This window comes from Caballeronia terrestris (assembly GCF_001544515.1).
In the GTDB taxonomy this organism is placed as follows: domain Bacteria; phylum Pseudomonadota; class Gammaproteobacteria; order Burkholderiales; family Burkholderiaceae; genus Caballeronia; species Caballeronia terrestris.
In genome coordinates this window covers 1-22,457 of the sequence record NZ_FCOL02000048.1, presented here as the reverse complement: position 1 = coordinate 22,457, position 22,457 = coordinate 1, and the positions used below count along the sequence as shown (strand labels likewise).

15 protein-coding genes are annotated in these 22,457 nt (G+C 65.2%); 8 read left to right on the top strand and 7 right to left on the bottom strand.

Annotated elements, in window-relative coordinates:
- The first annotated feature begins 10 nt into the window (after positions 1-10).
- Genes tssM through AWB67_RS26790 form a run of 6 tightly spaced genes read left to right on the top strand, consistent with a single transcriptional unit; the run spans position 11 to position 9,525 of the window.
- The gene (gene tssM / locus AWB67_RS26815; protein WP_087659242.1) at positions 11-3,643 is read left to right on the top strand and encodes a type VI secretion system membrane subunit TssM; all 3,633 of its coding nucleotides are present in this window, start codon (positions 11-13) and stop codon (positions 3,641-3,643) included.
- Positions 3,640-4,425 carry a type VI secretion system-associated protein TagF gene (tagF, locus tag AWB67_RS26810; RefSeq protein WP_087659241.1) on the top strand — a complete coding sequence of 262 codons (786 nt, stop codon included), beginning with the start codon at positions 3,640-3,642 and terminating at the stop codon, positions 4,423-4,425. The genes tssM and tagF overlap by 4 nt, the downstream gene beginning before the upstream one ends.
- A complete protein-coding gene (locus AWB67_RS26805; RefSeq protein ID WP_087659240.1) occupies positions 4,422-6,200 on the top strand; it encodes a serine/threonine protein kinase in 1,779 nt (592 codons plus the stop codon). Before tagF ends, AWB67_RS26805 begins: the two co-directional genes overlap by 4 nt.
- 44 nt (positions 6,201-6,244) lie before the next feature.
- Positions 6,245-8,029, top strand: coding sequence for a murein transglycosylase A (gene mltA / locus AWB67_RS26800; RefSeq protein ID WP_087659253.1), 1,785 nt, complete (start codon positions 6,245-6,247; stop codon positions 8,027-8,029).
- A 25-nt stretch (positions 8,030-8,054) separates the two neighbouring features.
- A complete protein-coding gene (locus tag AWB67_RS26795; RefSeq protein WP_087659239.1) occupies positions 8,055-8,738 on the top strand; it encodes a response regulator transcription factor in 684 nt (227 codons plus the stop codon).
- A gap of 7 nt (positions 8,739-8,745) precedes the next feature.
- Positions 8,746-9,525, top strand: a complete 780-nt coding sequence (locus AWB67_RS26790; protein ID WP_087659238.1) for a hypothetical protein — start codon at positions 8,746-8,748, stop codon at positions 9,523-9,525.
- Positions 9,526-9,528: 3 nt separating this feature from the next.
- On the opposite strand, the gene AWB67_RS26785 is transcribed toward AWB67_RS26790, so the two are convergent.
- Positions 9,529-11,322, bottom strand: coding sequence for an ATP-binding response regulator (locus AWB67_RS26785; RefSeq protein ID WP_087659237.1), 1,794 nt, complete (start codon positions 11,320-11,322; stop codon positions 9,529-9,531).
- 347 nt (positions 11,323-11,669) lie between these two features.
- On the opposite strand from AWB67_RS26785, the gene AWB67_RS26780 reads away from it, so the two are divergent.
- Together AWB67_RS26780 and AWB67_RS26775 are read left to right on the top strand one after the other, a co-directional pair.
- Entirely contained in the window at positions 11,670-12,452 is a 783-nt protein-coding gene (locus AWB67_RS26780; protein WP_087659236.1) for a hypothetical protein, read from the top strand.
- A gap of 129 nt (positions 12,453-12,581) precedes the next feature.
- Entirely contained in the window at positions 12,582-12,884 is a 303-nt protein-coding gene (locus tag AWB67_RS26775) for a hypothetical protein (protein WP_125477684.1), read from the top strand.
- 10 nt (positions 12,885-12,894) lie between these two features.
- Here the strand turns inward: AWB67_RS26775 and AWB67_RS26770 are convergent, their stop codons facing one another.
- The 6 genes from AWB67_RS26770 to AWB67_RS26745 form a co-directional block, all read right to left on the bottom strand.
- Positions 12,895-13,557 (bottom strand): hypothetical protein, encoded by a 663-nt coding sequence (locus AWB67_RS26770; protein ID WP_125477683.1) that lies wholly within the window; start codon positions 13,555-13,557, stop codon positions 12,895-12,897.
- Positions 13,558-13,568: 11 nt separating this feature from the next.
- Positions 13,569-13,985 carry a COG4315 family predicted lipoprotein gene (locus AWB67_RS26765; protein WP_087659233.1) on the bottom strand — a complete coding sequence of 139 codons (417 nt, stop codon included), beginning with the start codon at positions 13,983-13,985 and terminating at the stop codon, positions 13,569-13,571.
- A gap of 225 nt (positions 13,986-14,210) precedes the next feature.
- Entirely contained in the window at positions 14,211-15,986 is a 1,776-nt protein-coding gene (locus AWB67_RS26760) for a sigma-54-dependent Fis family transcriptional regulator (protein WP_087659232.1), read from the bottom strand.
- Complete coding sequence (locus AWB67_RS26755) at positions 15,983-19,126, bottom strand: PAS domain S-box protein (RefSeq protein WP_087659231.1); 3,144 nt, start codon at positions 19,124-19,126, stop codon at positions 15,983-15,985. Before AWB67_RS26755 ends, AWB67_RS26760 begins: the two co-directional genes overlap by 4 nt.
- A gap of 485 nt (positions 19,127-19,611) precedes the next feature.
- Positions 19,612-19,989, bottom strand: coding sequence for a response regulator (locus AWB67_RS26750; protein ID WP_087659252.1), 378 nt, complete (start codon positions 19,987-19,989; stop codon positions 19,612-19,614).
- 216 nt (positions 19,990-20,205) lie between these two features.
- Entirely contained in the window at positions 20,206-21,342 is a 1,137-nt protein-coding gene (locus AWB67_RS26745; RefSeq protein ID WP_200822316.1) for a sensor histidine kinase, read from the bottom strand.
- Positions 21,343-22,457: the final 1,115 nt, after the last annotated feature.

Genomic DNA, 22,457 nt, shown 5'->3' with positions numbered 1-22,457 from the left:
AACCGCGCCCATGAAGAAAATTCTGTCGATCGTGTTCCATCCAGTCCTGCTGCTGATCCTCGGACTGCTGCTCGCAGCGGCGGTGATCTGGCTCGCCGGGCCGCTCGTGTCGTTCGCGCGGCACTATCCGCTCGAATCGGAGAACGCGCGCTACGTGGCGATCGGCGTGGTCGTGGCGCTCGTGATCCTGCGTGCGCTCCTCAAGGCGTGGCGCGCGCGCCGCAAGAACGCCTCCTTCGCCGATGCCCTCGCGCCGCGCGCCGAAAAGGTCAGGAACACGCCGCCCGGCCCCGCCGACGCCGAGATCGCGACGCTGCGCGAGCGTTTCGACGAGGCGCTCGCGATCCTGCGGGAGGCGCGCATCGCGTCGGCGGGCCGGAAGGCGGGCTGGCGCGACTGGACGTCGCTTTCCGCGCGGCAGTATCTGTATCAGTTGCCGTGGTACATGTTCATCGGCGCGCCGGGCTCCGGCAAGACCACGGCGCTCGTCCATTCCGGCCTGCGCTTTCCGCTCGCGGACCGCTTCGGCACCGACCGCATCCGGGGCGTCGGCGGCACGCGCGACTGCGACTGGTGGTTCACCGACGAAGCCGTCCTGATCGATACCGCCGGCCGCTATACCACGCACGAAAGCGACCGCGACGCCGACCGCGCCGCCTGGAACGGCTTCCTCGGCCTGCTGAAATCGACCCGACCGCGCCAGCCGATCAACGGCGTCCTGCTGACGGTGAGCGTGCCGGACCTGCTCGCCTCGACGCCCGCGAGCCTCGCCGACATGGGCGCGGCCCTGCGCGCCCGGGTGCGGGAGCTGACCGAGCAGTTCGGCACGCGCTTTCCGGTCTACGTGCTCGTGACCAAAGCCGATCTGCTCGCGGGCTTCACGGAGTTCTTCGCCGATCTGACCAAGGAAGAACGCGCGCAAGTCTTCGGTTTCACGCTGCCGTTCGAGCCGGACGGCGCGCAAAACACGAAAGACAAGGCGAGCGACTTCGACACGCGCGTCGCGGCCGAACTGGACGCGCTCGAAGCACGGCTCGTCGGACGCGTGCAGGGACGGCTTCACGCCGAAACCGGCGTGCTCGAGCGCGCGGCGATCCTGGGCTTCCCGCAGCAGTTCGCTGCGCTCAAGCCGCTCGTCATCGACTTCCTGCGCGCAACCTTTATGCAGTCGCGCCACGACGAAATCCCGCTCGTGCGCGGCGTCTACTTCACGAGCGGCACACAGGAAGGCACGCCGATCGACCGGGTGATGGGGTCGGTTGCGCGCGCGCTCGGGATCGAACGCAACGTGATCCCAGCCCGCCCGTCGAGCGGACGCAGCTATTTCATCGAAAGGCTGCTGAACGAGGTCGTGTTCACCGAGCAGGGCCTCGCCGGCTCGAATCTCAGGTGGGCGCGGCGGCGCCATCTGCGGCGGCTGGCGGCTTATGCGGCGATCGCGGCCGTCTCGCTCGGCGCGCTCACGCTGTGGGGCACGAGCTACCTGCGCAATCGCGCCTACGTGGCGAATGTCGATCAGACGGCGCTCGCCGCGCGCATGGTGGTCGCGGGCACGACGTCGGCGAATGCGAGCCTGCCCGCGCTCTTGCCGCTGCTCTCCGCGGTGCGCGGTCTCGCCTCGACGCCGCAAGTCGATGCCGCGCATCCGCCGCTCGCGATGCAGTGGGGCCTGTGGCAAGGCAGCAAGCTCGATGCGGCCTCCGACTCCGCCTACCAGCGCCTGCTCAACGATTTGTTCCTGCCGAAGCTCGCGGCGCGCATCGAGGAACAGGCGCGCAGCGCCAACGCGGCGAATCCCGGCTACGCCTACGAGGCGCTCAAGGCGTATCTGATGGTCAACGAGCCCGAGCATCAGGACCCGGACGCGCTCAAGGCCTGGATCGTCACCGACTGGGACCGCACGCTGCCGCGCGAGGTCGGCAACGAGGAACGTGCCGCGCTCGCCGCCCACCTCGATCAACTGCTCGCGCGCGGCGCGGTGCATTCGAACCTGCCATTCGATCAATCGCTCGTCACGCACCTGCGCGCGATGCTCGCCGCCAATCCGCTCGCGCAACGCGTCTACGGACGGCTCAAGCAGCAAGGCGTCGGCGCCGACTATCCGGAATTCACCGTGGCGCGCGCGGGCGGGCCGAATGCGTCGATCGTATTCGTGCGCGCGAGCGGCGCGCCGCTCACGAAGGGCGTGCCGGGCCTCTACTCTTTCGACGGCTACCACCAGGCGTTTCTCAAGGCGATCGGCCAGGTCGCGGCGCAACTCGCCTCCGAAGAGCCGTGGGTGCTCGGCATCCGCGACCAGAGCGGCCTGCCGCGCGGCGATCCGGCCACGCTGCAGCGCCTGACCGAAGACGTGCGCCTGCTTTACCTGCAGGATTACGCGCGCATCTGGAGCGCGTTTCTCGACGACATCCGCATCGTGCGTGCCGACTCGCTCACGCAGGCGACGCAGATCGCGCGCATCCTCTCGGCGCCGGATTCGCCGCTCGCCACGCTCGCGCGCGCGGCATCGCGCGAGACGACGCTCGGCGCCAGGCCCGCCGACGAAGCCAGCGTCGTCGACAAGGCCAACGACAAGGTCACGGCCGCGCGCGAAAAGCTGCTGAAGATCATCGGCGAGCCCGATCCGACGAAGATCGCGCCGGTCGCCTCGGGAACCCGGCTGGAGAGCATCGTCGACGACCGTTTCGCCGGACTGCGCGCGCTCGTCACGCCGGCGGGCGGCCAGCCGCCGCCGATCGCGCAGACGATCGGGCTCATCAACGACATGTACCTGTACCTGAGCGCCACCGACGAAGCGCTGCAGCAGAAAACCGCCCCGCCCGTTTCGGATGTGCCCGCCAGGCTGCGCGCGCAGGCCGGGCGCCTGCCGGAGCCGGTACGCACGGCGCTCGTCGATCTCGGCAGCCAGGGCGCGAGCAAGACGCAGGACGCGCGGCGCGCGAATCTTTCTGCGGACCTGACCGAGTCGATTGCGTCGTTCTGCAAGCGCGCGCTGGCGGGACGCTATCCGTTCAGCCAGTCGTCCGTTACCGACGTGCTGCCCGAGGACTTCGGCGCCCTCTTCGCGCCGGGCGGCAAGTTCGACGAGTTCTTCCAGAAGAACCTCGCCGCTGACGTCGATATGTCCGCGAAGCCGTGGGCGTTCAAGAAAGTCGATCAAGGCCAGGCGCCGATCAGTCCGGCGGGGCTCGCACAGTTCGAGCGCGCCGCGACGATCCGCAACGTGTTTTTCCACGCGGGTGGCAAGGCGCCTGCGCTGACGCTCCAGTTCAAGCCGGTCGAGATGGACCCGTCGATCCTGCAGTTGACGCTCGACGTCGACGGACAGGTGATCACCTATGCGCACGGCCCGCAAGTCGCGACGACGATCCAGTGGCCCGGCACGCGCGGCAGCGCGCGGGTGAGCCTGCAACTCACGCCGCCGCCGACGAGCAGCGCGAGCAATCTCGTTTTCGAAGGCCCGTGGGCGCTTTTCCGGATGTTCGACCGGCTGGATATCGAGCCAACCGACCAGCCGGAGCGCTTTTTCGTCACGTTTAACGTGGAGGGGCGCAAGGCGCGCTTCGAAGTGACCGCCAACAGCGTGGAAAACCCGTTCCGGCTCGCCGACCTGCGCGCCTTCTCCTGCCCCGCCCGACTATGAACGACGTCCTCCCGCCGGAACCGTCGCCGACGCCTTCGCCTTCGTCGTCCGGCGGCACCGACACCGCGATCGCCGGCTGGTACGGCAAGCTGCCCTCGCTCGGCGATTTCGCGGCGCGCAGGCTCTCGGACGGCTTCGTCGCGCCGTGGGACGCGTGGCTCTCGGAGCGCATCGCCAAGACGCAGATCGGGCTCGGCACACGCTGGCTGTCGCTCTATCTCACGTGCCCGGTGTGGCGCTTCTTCGCGATGCCCGGCGCCATCGCGCCCGGCCTGCACCAGTGCTGGACGGGCGTGCTGATGGCGTCGGTGGACCGCGTCGGGCGGCATTTTCCGCTGACGATCGCTGCCGCCTTGCCGTGTGCGCCCGCCACCGCGAGCGAAATCGACGGCGTCTGGAAGTGGCTGTGCGCGATCGAAACCGTGGCGCTCGCCGCGCTCGACTTCGATCACACGATCGAGCGGCTCGACGCGCAGCTCGCGCTCCTGCCCGTTCCCGCGATGACGCGCGCCGCGCCGCGCGGGGCGGTGCTGAACGAGCCGCTCGCGGTGCCGTCGGCGGCTCAGTTGCCGGAGCGTCTCGCGCGAGCGTTCGCGCCGATCTGGCAGACCGAAGTCCTCGGGATGAGCCTCTGGACGGCCGCGCAATGCAGCGACGGCAGCACGTCCGGCACGGGGACCGATGCCGACACCGAGACGTCCCAGCCGTTCACGCTCTGGCCGGTCTACGGCCTGCCCGACGACGATCTCTTCACGACCATGCTGCTGAATCACGGACCATGAGCGAACCCGGCCAGCCTTCCGACGTGCCCGGCGGCCCGCCGCCCGAGGAGGACAAGACGGTGATCGTCAGCCGTCCGCGCCTCCCCGCCGACGTCGACGCCTGGGAGCACGCCGCCGGACAAAACGTGCTGCCGACCGGCACGCGCCTCGGCGAATTCGAGATTCTCGGTCTGATCGGCGAAGGCGGCTTCGGCATCGTCTACCGGGCGCACGACACATCGCTCGGGCGCGACGTGGCGTTGAAGGAATACATGCCGTCCGCGCTCGCGGCGCGCGTCACCGCCACGCAGGTGCAGGTGAAATCGGAGCGGCACGAGGGCACGTTCCGCGCGGGGCTGAAGAGCTTCATCAACGAGGCGCGGATTCTCGCGCAGTTCGACCACCCTTCGCTCGTGAAGGTGTACCGGTTCTGGGAGGCGAACGGCACCGCCTATATGGTGATGCCGCTCTATCGCGGCGCGACGCTCAAGGAAGCGCTCAAGTCGATGCGCAGCCCGCCCGACGAAAAATGGCTGCGCGCGCTGCTCGCGCCGCTGCTCAATGCGCTCACCGTGCTGCACACGTCGAACTGTTATCACCGCGACATCGCGCCGGACAACATCATCCTGCTCGCGGACAGCCATCGGCCGGTGCTGCTCGATTTCGGCGCGGCGCGGCGGGTGATCGGCGACATGACGCAGGCGCTCACCGTGATCCTCAAGCCGGGCTACGCGCCGCTCGAACAGTACGCGGAAGTGCCGTCGCTGAAACAGGGCGCCTGGAGCGACCATTACGCGCTCGCCGCGCTCGTCTACTTCGCGATTCTCGGCAAGACGCCGCCGCCCTCGGTCGGACGCATGGTCAAGGACAGCTATCAGCCGCTCGGCAAGCTCGCGGCCGGACGGTACTCGGAACGCTTCCTGCGCGCGATCGACCATGCGCTCGCCGTGATGCCCGCCGACCGGCCGCAAACCGTGGAGCAGTTCGCGCGCGAACTCGGCATCGAGCTCGAAGCTAAAGCGGAGGACGCGCAGCGCGGCGCGGGTAATGCAACGGCGCGTCGGCGGGTGATGATCGTCGGAGCGGTCGCGCTGCTCGGTGGCGCCGGCGCGGCGGCGTGGCTGTGGCATTCGCGCACCGCCATCAACGCGCCGCAGATCACGGCGGCCACACCAGCGAGCAGCGCGAGCGCTCCGCAAGCGCTGCCCGCTTCGCCGGTCGAAGCCGCTTCGGCTGCACCGCCACCGCCACCGCCGCCGCCCCTTCCGCCCTTCACTGTCGAGGACGAATTTGCGCGCGTCGCCACGCTCGCCGATCCGACGATCCATCTGAAAGCCGACGTGTCCGTGCCACGCGCGGTCATCGACCGGGACAAGCTGCGCTTCTCGCTGACGAGCAACCGCGCGGGTTACGTGTACGTATTCGTCGTGGACCCCGCTGGCCAGTGCCTGCTGCTCTTTCCCAACGAACTCGACCACGACAACCAGATCGCGCCTGCCAAGCGCCTCGTGCTGCCGCGTCCGAGCTGGCCGATGCAGGCGGGCGAGCCGGTCGGCGCGAATCACTTCCTCGCGATCGTTTCAGCCACGCCGCGCGACTTCCCCGGCCTCGGCATGACGCACGAGTCCGTGTTCGCGAGCGTGCCGCCCGCCGCGTTGCAAGCCGCGGCGGAACAGCGCACGGCGTCCACGTCGCCGTTCGCGGGCACGGCGTCCTGCGACGGCAAGGCGCCCGATTGCGCGCACCAGTACGGCGCGGCCACCTTCAAAATCGATGTCGTGAAATCGTCTAAGTAGCGATACGGCGAAGGAACGCGAACGCTCGCAGGACGATGACGATCATGGCCATAACGAGAACCTGCATTGCCGCGCTCGCAAGCGTCCTGGCCGCTCAATTGCTCGGCTGCGGCAGCGCGCAGCCGCCGCAGGCATCGGGCGAACCCGCGCCGAACGCATTCGCGTCGCAGGCCGGCAGCGCGCCGGGCCAGGCAGCGCAGGAACTGACGCCGGCAGTTGGTGCGAACGCGGGCGTCGCGTATCCGCTCGCGGCGGCCGGGTCTGCCTCCGTCGCCGGCGGTGCGACCGCCTTCGCGACCCGCAACGCGCTCTACGAACCCGTGCGCTTCGCCGATCTCCCGGGCTGGTCCACCGACGACGTCGCCGAATCATGGGAAGCCTTCAGGCGCAGTTGCGGCGTGCTCGCGGCGAAGCCGGGCTGGTCGGCGCCGTGCACGGCCTCGCGCAACGTCGCTGCCCGCGACAGCGCGGCGGTGCGACGCTTCTTCGAACAGAACTTCACGGTGTACCAGATCCGCAACGTCGACAAGTCGACGCGCGGCGTGCTTACCGGCTATTACGAGCCGACGCTCAACGGCAGTCGCAGGTACAGCGCGCCCTACGTCTATCCGGTCTACGGCGTGCCGCGCGACATGCTCTTCCTCGATCAGCGGCGCCTGCCGCCGAACGCGCGCAGCACGTCGGTTGCCGCGCGCATCGAGAATCGCAACGTGATTCCGCTGGCGTCGGTATCGAGCGGGAACCTGGCGGGCGTCTACGCGCTCGAGTTGCGCGACAGCGTTCCCGATATCCGCGACAAGAAGCTGCGTCTGCGGCTGGCGGGCAACCGGATCGTGCCTTACTACTCGCGCGCAGAGATCGAGCGGGGACGGCTGAACGCGCCGGTACTCGCCTACGTCGACGATCCCGCCATGCTCTATTCGATGCAGTTGCAGGGCGCGGGCCGAATCCGCCTGCCCGACGGATCGATCCTTCGGTTGGCCTACGCCGAGCAGAACGGCTTCGCGTTCAATCCGCCGATCGCGAGCGCAAAAACGAAAGGCCGCAAGGTCCTCGTGCGCGGCGTGGAGATCGATCTGGAAGAAGGCGTCATCGGTGCCGATACGCCCGTGAACAGCATCGCCGCCGATGACGCGCCGCAATCGTCGTTGCTGCGCGATGCCGGCGCTTCCAACGCCGATCAGCCGAACGCGCCCGCAAGCGACGACCCCACCTCGCCGCTCTTGCGCGGCTTCAACCTGGTCAAGGGCGCAACGCCCGCCGTCCACCCCGAGCGGGTGAGCAACGCGGGCTCCGCATCGAAACCTTCCACGTCGCAGAGCGCGCAAGCCAAGGACGCGAACGCCGCGCCCAGCTTGTCCGGCGCTCCGCCGATCAGCTATATGTTCGCTTCGTCGGACCCGAGCTACGTCTTCTTCCGGACCATCCCCGATTCGCCGAACGGGCCCATCGGCGCGCTGGGAGTGCCGCTCTCGGCGGGACGCTCGGCCGCCATCGATCCGCGCACGACGCCGCTCGGCGCACCCGTCTTCGTCAGCACGAGCGACACGCCATCGGGCGCCTCGCCGGTCACGCGCCTCCTGATGGCGCAGGACGCGGGCGGTGCGATCCGCGGCGCCGTGAGGGCGGACTTTTTTTTCGGCTCCGGTCCGCAGGCGCAGGCCCAGGCGAGCAAAATGCGGCAACCCGCGCAGTTGTGGGTGCTATTGCCCAAGGGACTGCGGATCGCCGCGCAGGAATCACGCGTGCGCGTACGCGGTGCGCCGCTTGCGCCGACGGCTGATTGCGTGGTGAGCGATCCCGACCTGTGCGTCGACGACGCGCCATGACTCCCCCCGCCATCGAGGAGATACTTTGAAGTTTCTCGTAGCCGACGATCACGAACTGATCCGCCAGGGTGTGAAGTCGCTGTTGCGGCGGCTCGACCCCGACGCCCAGTTCGACGAAGCCGACAGTTGGGACACGCTCGCCGCCGCCGCGCGGCCCGATGCGAACCATGATCTCGCCATCGTCGATCTGCACATGTCCGGCATGGCGAGCGCCGCTTCGCTCGTCGCGCTGCTGAAGGCGAATCCGGCGTTGCCGCTTCTAGTGCTGTCGGCGGAGGAGTCCGTCGAGGAGATGCGCGCCGTGCTCGCAGCCGGCGCGCTCGGTTTCGTGCCGAAGCGCGAGCCCGCCAACGTGATGCTGAAGGCGATCGAGCTCGTGTTGTCGGGCGGCGCCTATGTCCCCATCGAAGCCCTGAGCCTCATTACGCCCGCGAGTCCGCAGGCGCGCACGGGCGTTGCCGAAACGCCGCCCTCGATGCTGCAGCCGCATCACCGGCATCTGATGGAGAACCTGTCGCCGCGTCAGCAGGAGATCATGCGGCTCGTGCATCGTGGCTGGACCAACAAGATGATCGCGCGCGAGCTGGGCGTCGCCGAGGGGACCGTGAAAGTGCATCTGTCCGTGATCTTCCGCGCGCTGTCCGTGCACAACCGGTCGGCGGCGATCGCGCTGATCAACGGCTGGCTCGAAACGGGCCGCACGCTCTAGGCGCGCGATGACCTCCTCCGCCCCGCCGCAGACGCCTCGGCACAACATCCTGATCTGCCTGCCGACCCACCGCGACGACGTGCATGTCAACTTCGCGTTTTCGCTCGTCAACGCGACGCGCGCGCTGACCGAAGCGGGCGCCGCGTACCAGTTGATGCACGTCGGCTCGTCGCACATCATCCGGGCGCGCAATCTCTTCGCGAACTATTTCCTCGAACACCACGAGTTCACGCATCTGCTCTTCCTCGATACCGACATGCACTTCGAAGCCGATGCCGTGCTGAAACTGCTGGCGGCGAACCGGAGCGTCGCGGGCGTCGCGTATCCGTTCCGGCGCGTGGATCTCGAACGCCGCATCGACGCGACGGACAGCGGTCTCTCGATGCGCGACTGGCTGGAGAAGCACGCGGAGTACACGGTGCGCATCCGCAGTGCTTCCGACGGACGCGCGCAGGTGATCGAAGGTTTCGTGGAGGCCGAGCATATCGGCACGGGCATCCTGCTTCTGCAGCGCGAGGCCTTCGAAGCCGCCAAGCCGTACGCCGCGTGCTTCGCTCCGCCCGACCAGTACGCGTCGGTCGTGCCGGGCGGCGCCTTCTACGGCTTCTTCGACACGATGCAGGAACAGGGCGCGTACCTTTCGGAGGACCTGTCGTTTTGCCGCCGCGTGCGGCTCGGAGGGTGCGCCGTCTGGGCGCTGGTCGATCAGACCGTCGTGCACTATGGCGCGTCGGAAGTGGCCGGGCAATACCTTCGCGCGCTCAAGCTGCGCGGGCAGATCGGCTAGCGCTCACGCGGCGGGCGGCATGCGTTCGAGCTCGCTGTCACGGTCGGCGTGCTGCCACAGGGTGTCGAGCGTGCGGCGAAGGCGCGTCGGCGTCACGGGTTTGTGCAGCACCGGATACCCAAGCGCTGCGAGCGCCGTCAGTTCCGGCGACGCCATGTCGCCCGTGATCAGCATCGTCGCGGCGTGGCGATAGCCGCGCCTCGCGAGCGCCTGCTGCACGGCGTCGATCGCCTGCGCGCCGGTGCGGCGCGCGCCCAGCTGAAAATCGCACAGCAGCGCATCGGGGATGAAGCCGTCTTCGATCGCCTGCACGGCCGCGCACTCGTCCGCGACACCACGTACGATGCAGCCCCAGCGTTCCAGCAGGCTTTCGAGCGCGCGCAGGATCTCCGGTTCGTCGTCGATACACAGGATGCGCCGCCCCGCCGCCGATGCGCCCACGGAGGCGGGATCAGACAAACGCGCCGTGATCAGGCTCTCGTCGCCTTCACGCACAGGCACGCGCACGGTGGTGCCGCTTCCGAGCGCCGAGCGCATCTGCAACTCGCCGCCGAGCAGGCCCACGAGACGCCTGACGGTGGACAGGCCGAGGCCATGCCCTTGCCTCGCGACGCGTTGCGGCAGCAGCACCTGATAGAACTCCTCGAACACGAGCCGATGTTCCTCCGGCGCGATGCCGATGCCGGAATCGCGCACTTCGATATAGCCGCCATGCGCATTTCCCGCGCGCCGCAAGCCGACCCAGATCGCGCCCTGCTCCGTGTAGCGCACGGCGTTGGAGACGAGATTGCCGAGCACGCGTTCGAGCAGCACGGGATCGGTGAAGGCGACGAAGTCCGTCGGCGCGACGCGCAGCGCGAGACCCTTGGCCGCGGCGGTCGGCCGGAACTGGCTGTCGATGCGCGCGAGCAGTTCGGAGAGGCGAAAGTGCAAGGGAATCACCTGCGTCACGCCGCTTTCGATGCGCGCCAAGTCCAGTACCTGATTGAAGAGCCCGTTCAAGGCTTCGACATTCGAAATAATGCTTTCGACCGTTGCACCGCGCTGCGCCGCCGACGAAGCACTTTTCAGCGACTCCGCGAGCAGGCCTATCGCGTGCAACGGCTGCCGCAGGTCGTGGCTCGCGGCGGCGAAAAAGCGCGTCTTCGCAAGACTCGCTTCTTCGGTCACGCGCTTTTCGATGGCGAAAGCTTCCGCACGCAACTGCTCGTCCATGCGTTCCTCTATGACGCTGCGAAACAGCTTTCGATACCGCGCGGCGTGGATGTTCATTGCAATCAGAAACAACCCGAGTATGGCGCCCGTGATGGCATGCTCGCGTGTCGGGTAGGCGAAGTGCAACACGACGGCCGGCATCACAAGGGCCATGATCGCGCCCGTGAAATTGAAGAGGTCGAAGCCGCTCGACATGAACAACCCTGCCGCCATCAAAACGATGAGAAGCGTATGCATCGTGGCAAGATCGGTATCCGCGCTTTGAAATGCAAACCAGATCGAGAGGCCCGGCGCGCAATACAAAAAAGCATTCGACAGGGCGTGAAGGTTGATCCAGTCGCGTGAATTCAAAATGCGCGGCCGCGCATGGTTCGCGATCCAGAGAATAACCGCGCCGGCAATGACAAAAATATATAAGCCGAGCCACGCCGCAGTCACATTTGGCCGGCCAAGAAATGCGAAATACACGGCACTCACGGCAATCGCGAAAAACAGGTGCGTCAGAAACCCAAAAGGGTCCTGTGCATAGAGCACGCGCGAGAGATCGTCGTCGATCGCCCGCTGCATCGGAGCTTTCCACATCCTGTCAGTCCCTCTTTTGACTCGGCATTTTGGGTGACGTGAAGACGATGGCACGGCCAGCCAGCCGCTGACCTTGCATTGCTTCGGACGTTGAGCGGCAGGACACCGCGAGGCGCGCCGCAACCGGGCCGCGAGCTTGAACCGGATTTTTATCAGTAATCGATCCGCATTCCATTTCATAAGAAACGTAAGGCGGCGACGATTCAAACCGGTTCGTCGTGCGTATGTTGCGGGAGAGTCTATATCCAGTTTACCCGACGGCTATTACTTAATCCATATGGAAGTATCATAGGGCGAAACCGATACTCATCCATGTCTCTCCGATAGTTCCCGCTAAGGGGCGTGACATGGAAACGATGCAAATAACGGCTAATCCGCAGAGTCAGGGCTGCGCGATCCTCTCCGATTTGTGGCGGCGCAGAACGCGCCTCTCGCGTGATGAAATGGCCGCCATGTATAACCTCGTGCGCGGCGCGTTGCGACCTTATCACCCACTCGAACTGCAATCGCTCCGGGAAGACAAGGAAGAGCTCGTCGCGCAGTTCATTTATGCCAAGGTGTTGCGGCTCGAGCCCGGTCATACCGACTCGAATGCCTGCGCCGAAAGCGCACCGTCGAGCAACTATGCGATCTGTGCCTATTTCCGGCGCTACCTGATCGACTGCCTGCGCAGCGCGAGCCATCAGCGCAACGTGTCGATCGAGGCGGACGGCATCGGACAGGAAGTGGATGAACACGCGCACGCGCTCGACGATCCGGTCGAGTCCGTGCTGATCCAGTACGGCCTCAGCGAAGCGCGCGTACGGCGCCTTGCACGAAGCTTCATCGACGGGCTCGACGAACACGAACGCATCGTCCTCGCGGGCAGTCTCGGCTGGTGCTCGGGGCAAAAGGGCGGATTATCGGGTATCGCCGCGCAACATCGCGTGCCGTCGTATCACTATCGCGCGGCGAAGCTCGGCGTCACGCTGAAGAAATCCGCGCGCCCGGCTGATTTCGCCGTCACCAAGATCGGTCGATGGCTCAGCGAGGAAGTCGGCATCCCGATCTCGGCCGACGACAGCAACGCGATCCTGCTCGTCCTGAACTTGCTCGCCGCCGAGTCGAGCGAACGGGGTTCCACCAATTGACGGCGTGTCGGGAGCCCATGGATGAGCGCCAGAGACATCATCGCGACCTGTCAGCGACAGCTCGGCTAGCACTCGAACGACTGCTCAGGCTTCGTCAAGGCAGCCGCTGACGCGTGCGGCGTGTTGCTCGTGGGCAACGACAACCGGATCGCCACGACACTCGACGCCGGACGCAGATTGCCCAACGGGCTCGCGGCACTTAAGGCTCTCATGAGGCAGGTGCGGCCGTGGCTCTTTACGTTCTTTAACGTGCTCGCGTGTGGCGGGCCGTCGTCGGAGATCGTCAGGCACGGATCGCCGATTCCCCCCGTGCGGCGCTTCGTTCACGCGCGATCGGGGATGTCCCGGATCGCTTGCGATCCCGAGCTTCAACGCATCTCCGATGCCGAGCGCAACGCGTTGCGTGAGCGGTTCGGCAGGCTGCCGTGGTAGCGAAGCACGCTCAGCACGACAACGCCTGATCCGGAAACAGCGCGCAAAAAAACCGCCTCGTGCACGGCGTCAGGTTGCGCGTATGCGGCTGCAGCAGATCCGCTTGCGCGACCAGCACCTTCGCATAAACCGCCTCGTAGACCCGCTTCACCACGCCCGGCGCCACCATCTCGCGATCGTATCCCGGCGCGATGCCGATGAGCCGCCATCCGAGCGCCTCGAACGCGATCTGCACATGGGGAATCTTGAGCGTCGCCATGCCGTAGATCATCCCCATGCCCATATGCCGCGCGAGACACTCCGCGAGCACGATGCACGCCTGTCCCAGACGCGCGCCGCGATGATGCGGCGCGATCACGGCAAGGCGCGCATACAGCGCAAGCGTGTCGCGGTCGCGCTCGCACGAGAAGAGGCCCGCGAGCGCGTCGCCCCGTTTGATCAGCACGACGAGCACGTCCGTCTCCTCCTCGGCCGCGAGCGTCACGCGCGTCGCCAGATAATCGTCGCGCAGGTGACAGCTCGCGCCGCCGACGCTGATGTCGGGATACCACGCCGCGATCGAATCGATCACACCGCCGATCTCCGCGCGCCCGAGCAACTGAAGCCGATAACCGCCAGGAAGCGGCACGCCGACGTTCATCTCATCGATCGTCATCCACTTCATCGTTGACATTGGGAATTCTGTCAGAAATCGTCGAAGCCGGATGAGGCTGTCGTCACCGGCGCATACATCGCCGGATTCGCGCGCGCGGCGGGCCGGATCGCGTGCCAGATGCTGCCGATCTCGTCGCCGTTCGCGTCGCCGGGCTTGCGATCGCCCGCGTAGTAGTGGACGGGACGCCCCTCGTAGGCCGCCTGCATCACGCCGTCCTCGTGGACGATTGCGCCGATCCCCTCGCCCTGCGGCATCGCGCTCGCCGGGACACGCGGCCAGACCGCCGTGCAGGTGCCGTGGCACGGGCCGGTATGGCTCGTGGCGGCGTCTTTGTCGTAGATGTAGACGGTCATGCCGTTGATTGCCGACAGGATGTCGGAGTCGGGGACAGCGCCGATCAGGCTCAAGCCCGCGACCGCCGCGCCGACGCACATTGATTTGCTCATCACGCACTCTCTCGTTTCGGATTCACGATGGACGCAATGGGCACCACAACTAACGGCGCGTATTGCGAGCGCCTCCTAATGCGAGAGACGTGCCAGGCAGCGGCGTTTAATGCTGTGAGGCTTTTGGGATAAGGCTCCGCGACTTTGCGAAGCGACGTCTTTCGATGCCTCTTCCGCCCATGCTTTCGCAGCGGATTTCGGGAGATTCCCGAGATCTCGGGACCGTCAGTGAGTTTTGCGCGTGATCGCGAGGCGCTTCATGCGCGATTCGAGCGTCGTCGGCTTGAGTCCGAGACGCTCGGCGGCGCCCGCCTTGCCGCTCACGCGCCAGCCCGTTTCGTCGAGTACCTTGAGGATATGGAGCCGCTCCGCCTCTTCGAGCGTCGCGGCAGGCTCGTCAGCGCGTCCTGATGGCGCCGGACTAACCGGCGGAGTGTCGTCCCTGAACCAGTCGCCAAGCGCGAGTCGCGATCCCTGCGTCAGGATGACCGCACGCTCGATCACATGCTGAAGCTCGCGCACGTTGCCCGGCCACCGGTAGCCTTCGAGCACGGCCAGTTGCCGCTCCGATATGGCGTCGATGTGCTTGGCGTACTTCGTGGCGAAACGCCGCACGAAGTGCGCGGCGAGCGGCGCGATATCCGCACGCCGCTCGCGCAGCGGCGGCAGCGCGACGGGGAAGACGTTCAGTCGGTAGTAGAGATCGGCGCGAAAGCGGCCCGCGGCGGCTTCGTCGCCGAGGCTCCGGTTGGTCGCCGCGACGATGCGCACATCGGCCTTCTGCGTGCGCGTGCCGCCAAGCCGTTCGAATTCGCCGTCCTGCAGCACGCGAAGCAGTTTCGCCTGAAGATCGATGGCCAGTTCGCCGATTTCGTCGAGGAACAGCGTGCCGCCATCGGCCAGTTCGAAACGCCCCGCCTTGCGAGCCAGCGCGCCCGTAAACGCTCCCTTCTCGTGCCCGAACAATTCGCTCTCGATGAGATTGGCCGGCAAGGCCGCGCAATTGAGCTTGACGAACTGCCGCCCCGCGCGCGGACTCATGCGATGGATCGCCTGAGCGATCAGTTCCTTGCCCGTGCCCGTCTCGCCGGTCACGAGCACTGAGGCATCGGTGCAGGCGACCAAACGCACCTGCTCCAGCACGGACCGCAATCCTTCGGGACCGATCAGGTCTTCGCCCGCCTTCGCTTCGCGCAGCTCTTCCTGCAAACATCGGTTCAGGCCGCGCAACTGGCCCACTTCGGCCTCCGCTTTCCTGCGTTCCTCGATATCGCGCAGGATGAGCGTATAGATGCCCTGTCCTCTCGCTTCGGCCCATGACAACGTCGCTTCGATCGCGAACGATTCACCGTCGGCGCGCACGGCGCTGAAGCCTTCGGGCACCCACAGAGGCGCTTGCGGGCACTCTCCCCGCATGAAGTCGCCGAGCATCCGGCAGAGCGGCTCCGAGAGGAACCGGTTGCACGTCTTGCCGATGGCTTCGCTCGCCGCGCATCGGAACAAGCGCTCGGCGGCGCGATTGAAGACCGTGACGTGACCTGCTTCGTCGAGCGCGATGATCGCGTCCATCGCCGAATCGATGATGCTCGTGAGCCGCTGCTCGCTCTCTCCGAGCCGCGCCGCGAGCCGCTTGATTTCGAGGTGCGTCCCCACGCGCGCGAGCACTTCCTCGTGCTGGAACGGCTTGGTGATGTAGTCGACGGCGCCGAGTTCGAGGCCCTTCACCTTGTCGACAGTATCGGTGAGCGCGCTCATGAAGATCACGGGAATGTCGCGCGTCGCGGGATTCGACTTGAGACGCGCGCAGGTCGCGAAGCCGTCGAGGCCGGGCATCATCACGTCGAGCAGGATCAGGTCGGGCGTCGCGTATTCGATCTCCTCGAGCGCGCTCTCGCCGTCCTCCGCGACCGATACCGAGAAACCGTTGGCGCTCAGCAGATCGAGCAGGATCGACAGGTTGGCTGGAATGTCCTCGACAACGAGGATCAGCGGGCCGTTCATGGGTCGCTACCTTGCCCGTTCGCGAAGCTCCTGAGCCACCGCCGCAGCTCCTTCATGCGATACGCCTCGCCGAGTTCGCGAATACGCCCGGCGAACGGCGCGTGCGTACGATCGCGACGGGCCAGCTCGTGCGCCTCGTGCAACAACTGCCTGACGTCGCCGCGCGAGGCGAGATCGAGCAGACGTTGCAGCTCCTCCGACGGTGGTGCGTCGATCATGACTTCGCCATCCGGATCGTCGTCCGTACCGCTGCCGCTTGCGGAATACAGCACCGTCAGCCCGAGACGCGCGCACAGCAACTCGATCAGCCTTTCCTGTCGAAACGGCTTGGGGACGAACTCGTCCGCACCCGATTCGATGCAGCGCGCGCGATTGTGCTCGAACGCGCTTGCCGAAATCGCGACAATCACCGTGCCCGACAACTCCGGCAACGCGCGCATGCGCCGGGTCGCCGAGAGTCCGTCGAGCCGTGGCATGCGCATGTCCATCAGGATCGCATCTGGCAGGAGACGCAGGGCCTCGTCGATGGCGGCTTCGCCGTCGGCGGCCTCGTACACTTCGAAGCCGAGCGGAACGAGCAGATCGCGCAGCAGGCTCCGGCCATCGGCTTCGTCATCGACGACCAGCACGCGCCGCCGCTCGCCCGCTATGCCCGTCGCGATGCGGCTCACGGCGATCGGCGGCTGCGTCTCGACCGGCGGCACGTCCAGTTCGAACCAGAAGCGGCTGCCTTCGCGCGGCGTGCTCGATACCTGAAGCGCGCCGCCCATCAGGTGCACGAGCCGCTTGCTGATCGCGAGACCGAGCCCCGTGCCGTCGATGACCGTCGATGGGTCGCGTACCTGATGAAACACCTCGAATATCTCCGACAAATGCTCGGGCCGGATACCGATGCCCGTGTCCTCGACGAGAAAGCACAGGCGCCCGTCGTTCAGCCCCGTTTTCAGGACGACTCCGCCTTGCTGCGTGTACTTGATCGCGTTGTCGAGGAGATTCATGAGCACCTGCCGCAGCCGGCGCTCGTCGCCGCGAATCACGCGCGGAATGTCCGACCACTGCGCCTGCGTGAACGAGAGTCCCTTGGCCTGCGCGCGGCATTTCATCATCGAGGCGATGCTTGCGAGGAGGCGCTGCAGATCGAAATTGTCTGCGACGACATCGAGCGTGCCGGCCTCGATCTTCGCCATGTCGAGGATTTCATCGATGAGTCCCAGCAGATGCTCGCCCGATTGCTCGACGACGGTCAGCGCCTTGCACTGCCGTTCGTTGAGTTCGGCTTCGCGACGTAGCAGTTGCGCGTAGCCGAGCACGCTGTTGAGCGGCGTGCGCAGCTCGTGGCTCATGTTGGCGAGGAACTCGGATTTGGCACGGTTGGCGGCTTCCGCAGCGTCCTTCGCCGCGCGCAGTTCCGCCTGCGCGCGCTTGCGCTCGGTGATGTCGCGCACCGTGGCCGTCACGAAGCTCGCGCCACCGGAAACTGGCGTGACGGAGATCTCCACCGGGAACTCCGTGCCATCCGAGCGCAGCGCCGGCACCTCGATGCGCTTGCCGAGCAGCGGCCCTTCGCCGGTTGCGAGATAGCGCTTGAGGCCTTGGCGATGAGCGTCGCGCAATCCCGGCGGGATGACGAGCCCGGCGAGTTCCCGGCCGATGACATCCTCCCGCTGATACCCGAAGGTCCGCTCGGAAGCCGGATTGAATTCGATGATGCAACCATCGCGATCGATGCTGATGATGCAGTCCATCGACGCATCGAGGATGCCCCGCAGCCGCGCCTCGCTCTCACGGCGGCCCGCTTCGGCGAGCTTTCTCTCGCTGATATCGATGACGCTGCCGCGCACGAGCCTGCGCGTCGCATCGGGCAGCCGCACGAGCCTGACCTCGCAGGGAAAGAGCGTGCCTGAAGGGTCCGCATGCCACCACTCGAACACCGGCACGCCGCCATCGAGCGCTTCCTCGACCTTTTCGCGCGCCGCTTCGTTCGACAGTCGACCGTCGGGCTGACGCGCCGGGCTCAACTCGACCGGACCGATACGCAGGAGCGCTTCGCGATCACGGCCATAGAGGCGCGCGGCCTGTTCGTTCACTTCGACGAAGCGCAGCGTATCGACGTCGAGCAGCGTGATGGCGTCGGGCGAAAAGGCGAGCATCGTCGAGAGGCGCTGTTCGCTCGCGCGCAACGCCTGCTCGGTGCGCATGCGTTCGCCGATATCGATGACGCTGCCGCGTATCAGCCGGCGACTTGCGTGAGGCAGGCGCACGAGACGGATCTCGCACGGAACGAGCGCGCCCGATGCGTTCCGGTGCAGCCATTCGAAGACGGGCGTCTCGCCTTCGAGCGCGCGATCGATCATCTCTTGCCGCGCCTCGCTCGAAATGCGGCCGTCCGGCTGGCGAACCGGGCTCAGTTCCAGCGGATCGATCTGCAGGAGCGCGTCGCGGTCGCGGCCGAAGAGACGCGCAGCCTGGTCGTTCGCTTCGACGTAGCGGTCGGCGTCGGCATCGAATACGAGGATCGCATCGGGCGCGTAGGCGACCAGCGTGGCGAGCCGTTGTTCGCTCTCGCGCAGGGCGTCCTCGGCGCGACGGCGTTCGTCGCGTTCGACGGCGAGCGCGATCAGGTTCGCGAGCGCAATGCCGAAGAGGCGATCTTCGGGCGTCCACGGGATGGGCGGTCCGACTTGCTCGTGACATAGCACACCGTCGATCTGGCCGTGAAGGTAGACCGGGGTATCGAGCATGGCCGTGACGCCGAGCGGCGTGAGGTAGGTGCTCGAGAATTCGTGCGTGCGCGGATCGGCGTGGGCATCGTCGGCGACGATGGCGTCGCTGGTGGCGAGCGCACGGAAGTAGTCGGGGTAGAGCTCGGCCTGTAGTTGCGCGCCGGAGCTGTGTCGATCGAGGCTCGATTCGTAGAGATCGAGGCAGTAGATCGCGCATCGCGTCTGCGTGTAACGCCAAAGACTCACGCGCTCGACACACATCAGTTGCGCAGCCGTCTCCATGATGTAGTGGAGCGTTTGCTCGAGATTTTCGTTTTGGTAGACGTCGATGCGGGTGAGCGCGGCGAGCGCGGCCTGCCGTTCGAGCAGGTGTTCGCGTCGGGACCGCAGCGCGGAGAGAGGCCCTGGGATCGTCACCGTTGTAATTCCTGAGGCTTTGGATGGGGCACTGCGGTTGGCGGGGTTGGCTTGCGTCTTTTGCGTGTGGGCGGGGCGCTGTCCAGTGCGGTGCCGGTATTACTTTACACCGCTGAAAAGCGGTTGACAGGAAGTTGCCGTTTTGAGGGTTGGTATGAAAAACGTAGCACGCGTGTACTACATCGAACGGCTTGCAGATTCGTGCCCCTCGAAGCCGCTTCGCCGGAACGATCGCTCCCAAAGTACAGCGGCCGTGCGCAAGGTCACGCGGGTCGGCAGATTCTCGGACAGAGGCCTCATTCGTGAGGCCTCGATGACCGCGCTTCCCGAGCGGCTGCTATCGAAAGATTTGTGCGCCACCATGGCAATTCCCTTTTGAACGAATGGCCTCACAGTCGTCTTGGTCTCAAGAAATCCAGATGGGCCACAGCGGATCCCAGCCGATTAGCACGGTTGGATTTGCCATCTGAAGGTGTTGTGCATCGCTAGTGTGGGCGGGCCGATATCATTGCCAGGATGACCGGAAGTTGGGCGGGCTTTACAAAATGGTAGTCGAATCCTGACCTGATTGATTCCGCGCGTTCGTACGGCGATGACAGCGCGGTCACAGCCACCAAGAAGGGTGCAGGGCTGACGTTGAGCCGCCGAATTTCTCGCGCTACCGCTCGGCCGTCGAGACGGGGCATTTCAATATCGAGGACAACCACTACGGGACGCGACGTACAGTATTCGGCAAGCGCGTCCACACCATTCCCGGCAGTTCGAATTGCGTAGCCGTAAGCACCGAAGAAGAACACATATGCTGCCAACAAATTCGGGTCGTCGTCCGCGATAAGGAGGCTCTCAGCTTTCACAATGGACATCAGTTCCTCCAGGTTACCCTTCATGAGCAGCAATTTGGAGGCCCGACAAAACCAGGACAAAAGAATTATTCGTGATCGAAACCGCCTTGCTTCTTCGCATGGCACGCGTGAAACTGACGCCAGGCGGGAAATTGGTTGCAATAGAACGTCGGTACGCATTGCGTGACTTTTTGCGGGCGACGTTGTGCACGCTCAAGCGGCCTGTCAGAAGCACGCTTATATGACGGTCACAGCATATCGAGCCAGGCTGATCGTAAAAACGCACCCTGTGCCGGGTACATCGCGAACACTGAGAATCCCACCACTTGACTCCACGCTCCGCCGCGCGATTGAGAGTCCCAGGCCGAGCACGCTTTGGTCCTCGCCGTTCTGCGTAAAAGGTAAGAACATCCGCTCAGCGTTTCCCGGTGGAAGGCCGCCACAGTGATCCTTCACATCGATTAGGATTCGATCCGAAACCGCGTATGCGTCCAAGGTCACTTCGGTATGTAGGTGAGTGAACTTAAAAGCGTTTTGCAGCAAGTTTGCGACCGCCGAATAAAGCAGATCACGATCGCCGCTCACGGCAAGTCGCGTGTCGACAGCGGAAACCGAGAACCCGCATCCACGGGCCTGAGCCGCAAGCTCCGCGGCCGTCTTGACCTCAGCGACGAACTCGGCAACCGAAAACGTTTGTGGTGGCCCTGCGATTCCGGCTGTCATCCGAACTTCAGCCAACGAGTCATTAATCAGGTCGCGCAAGGCGAACAGGCTGCGTTCCAATACCGCGCCCGTCGCTCCCGACAGGTTCAGATTGCCGGTCTTTGCAGCGGTAAAGGCGAGCGTTGCAGTGCCGAGAAAGTTGCGAAGTTCGTGCGCTAAAAATCCTAGTCGTTTGTTCGTCTCAAGGGCTTGGTTGTTCGCAATGACAGAATCGCGCTGATAGCTGAATTCCGTGACCGCGTCAGCGATAGCATTATCCAGGCAGCGGTTGAGCGTTCGGAACTCATCGATCTGGAACGGCGCGTCGCGCTCGAAGGCCAGGTCTGTAATTGCCTGGCACAGGTCGCCATAGTCATGCACGACCTGATCCACTGAGAATCCGAGTTCCAAGAGCTGCCGTCCGTGTTGCGCCGCTGACTCGCCAATCTCCGATAACGAGGCGCCGCCGCCCGATGGACCGGAAATCTTGCGGCTATTCATGGGCTCCGAACTCTGCTCGACTCGAAGTGTCCGGACGAGTTGGTCGAGGAAGAGAGGCACGCCATTTTGGAGTTGTTGTGCGGTCGCCGCTCGTGCAGGCCGCTGCGCCACCTTCGCTCGACATCGTTCGATTAACGTGTCACGGTTGTTGGCTAAAAAATCGTGCATCATGATCATTACCCCCGGCGTTTTCCAGTCTTGGAGTAGACGGCCAGGCCGGCCCGGACGTCGCTCACGCGGTACTGGCTCTGCTCAACGCGGTATCTACGCAACGTTCCCGGAAACCTGAACGAACCAATACCCATTCATAGGACGATAGCCGAAGCGGTTGCCGGACAGATGCGGGTAAGGACGCTGCAAACCGTCTATGTGATCGTGCGACGAATATGTCGAACGTGCCAAGCGCGCGTTAGTCGGTCGTAACCGTGTCATCTGCAACTTCGTGCAGCGATCCTCTTCATCTTACTCGTTCGGTCATTCTACGATTGTTTCACCAGAACAGGCGCCATGTGCGCGCCCGGCAGTCAAAGCTTGCGGCCGACGTCGAAGGGGTGATATTTCAAATTACATGGTCTGCGACTGGCCTCATGCTGCGGCGTGGGTCGAAGGAGCCGGTCGCCTCTGCGCACAGTTTGGAAGACAAGCTGGCCTCACAAAGTCGTGATCCGCACGGTTAGGTTCTGCTTCCTCGAATGGCGCGCGTCTTTATCCGACCTGAACCTTTCGAGGAAGTTGAGAGCACGCTCGGCCCGCGTAAGTGCGGTCGAGCTCCGCTTGGCTGCAGCGCGCGACTGGCAGTTTTATGACCCATGATGGGCAGGCCTGGGCGGATCGTGACACTCACCAGTCCGGGCAGGAGCCGACTTTCAACTGACTGCCTAGGAGTCGACGAACAACCGAAGGTGGCCGACTACCGTCCAACTGGACGTGAAGCAGTACGTATCCGCCACCGCATTTGCGCGCTAGCCAAAACTTCGGAGTCGCGCTGAAGCACGGTGGACCTGCTGAGCGGCCCACTGCGGGGTGTCGAAGGCTGCATTTTCTCGACGTTGACCGAGCCCCCTTCCTCGACTTTCGCCTTTAGCACGCGAAAAAATTGTCGTGCTAGCGTGACTTGATCTCTGAGGGCACGATGGACTTCCAATACACGCGGAGAGGCGGGAAGGGTTTCACATACGATGTGTCAATCAGCCTTCGATCGGAGGGGCTTAAGGCAATGCTGAAAAAGGTCAACGCATCAGGGTGGCAGGCCGTTTATATTGAATGAGACAAAAGACCCTAGCGAT

Excerpts from the sequence above, each read along its gene's own strand:
- tssM (WP_087659242.1), top strand. The coding sequence starts at position 11 with ATGAAGAAAATTCTGTCGATCGTGTTCCATCCAGTCCTGCTGCTGATC.
- tagF (WP_087659241.1), top strand. The coding sequence starts at position 3,640 with ATGAACGACGTCCTCCCGCCGGAACCGTCGCCGACGCCTTCGCCTTCG.
- AWB67_RS26805 (WP_087659240.1), top strand. The coding sequence starts at position 4,422 with ATGAGCGAACCCGGCCAGCCTTCCGACGTGCCCGGCGGCCCGCCGCCC.
- mltA (WP_087659253.1), top strand. The coding sequence starts at position 6,245 with ATGGCCATAACGAGAACCTGCATTGCCGCGCTCGCAAGCGTCCTGGCC.
- AWB67_RS26790 (WP_087659238.1), top strand. The coding sequence starts at position 8,746 with ATGACCTCCTCCGCCCCGCCGCAGACGCCTCGGCACAACATCCTGATC.
- AWB67_RS26785 (WP_087659237.1), bottom strand. The coding sequence starts at position 11,322 with ATGTGGAAAGCTCCGATGCAGCGGGCGATCGACGACGATCTCTCGCGC.
- AWB67_RS26780 (WP_087659236.1), top strand. The coding sequence starts at position 11,670 with ATGGAAACGATGCAAATAACGGCTAATCCGCAGAGTCAGGGCTGCGCG.
- AWB67_RS26770 (WP_125477683.1), bottom strand. The coding sequence starts at position 13,557 with ATGTCAACGATGAAGTGGATGACGATCGATGAGATGAACGTCGGCGTG.
- AWB67_RS26765 (WP_087659233.1), bottom strand. The coding sequence starts at position 13,985 with ATGAGCAAATCAATGTGCGTCGGCGCGGCGGTCGCGGGCTTGAGCCTG.
- AWB67_RS26760 (WP_087659232.1), bottom strand. The coding sequence starts at position 15,986 with ATGAACGGCCCGCTGATCCTCGTTGTCGAGGACATTCCAGCCAACCTG.
- AWB67_RS26750 (WP_087659252.1), bottom strand. The coding sequence starts at position 19,989 with ATGTCCATTGTGAAAGCTGAGAGCCTCCTTATCGCGGACGACGACCCG.
- AWB67_RS26745 (WP_200822316.1), bottom strand. The coding sequence starts at position 21,342 with ATGATGCACGATTTTTTAGCCAACAACCGTGACACGTTAATCGAACGA.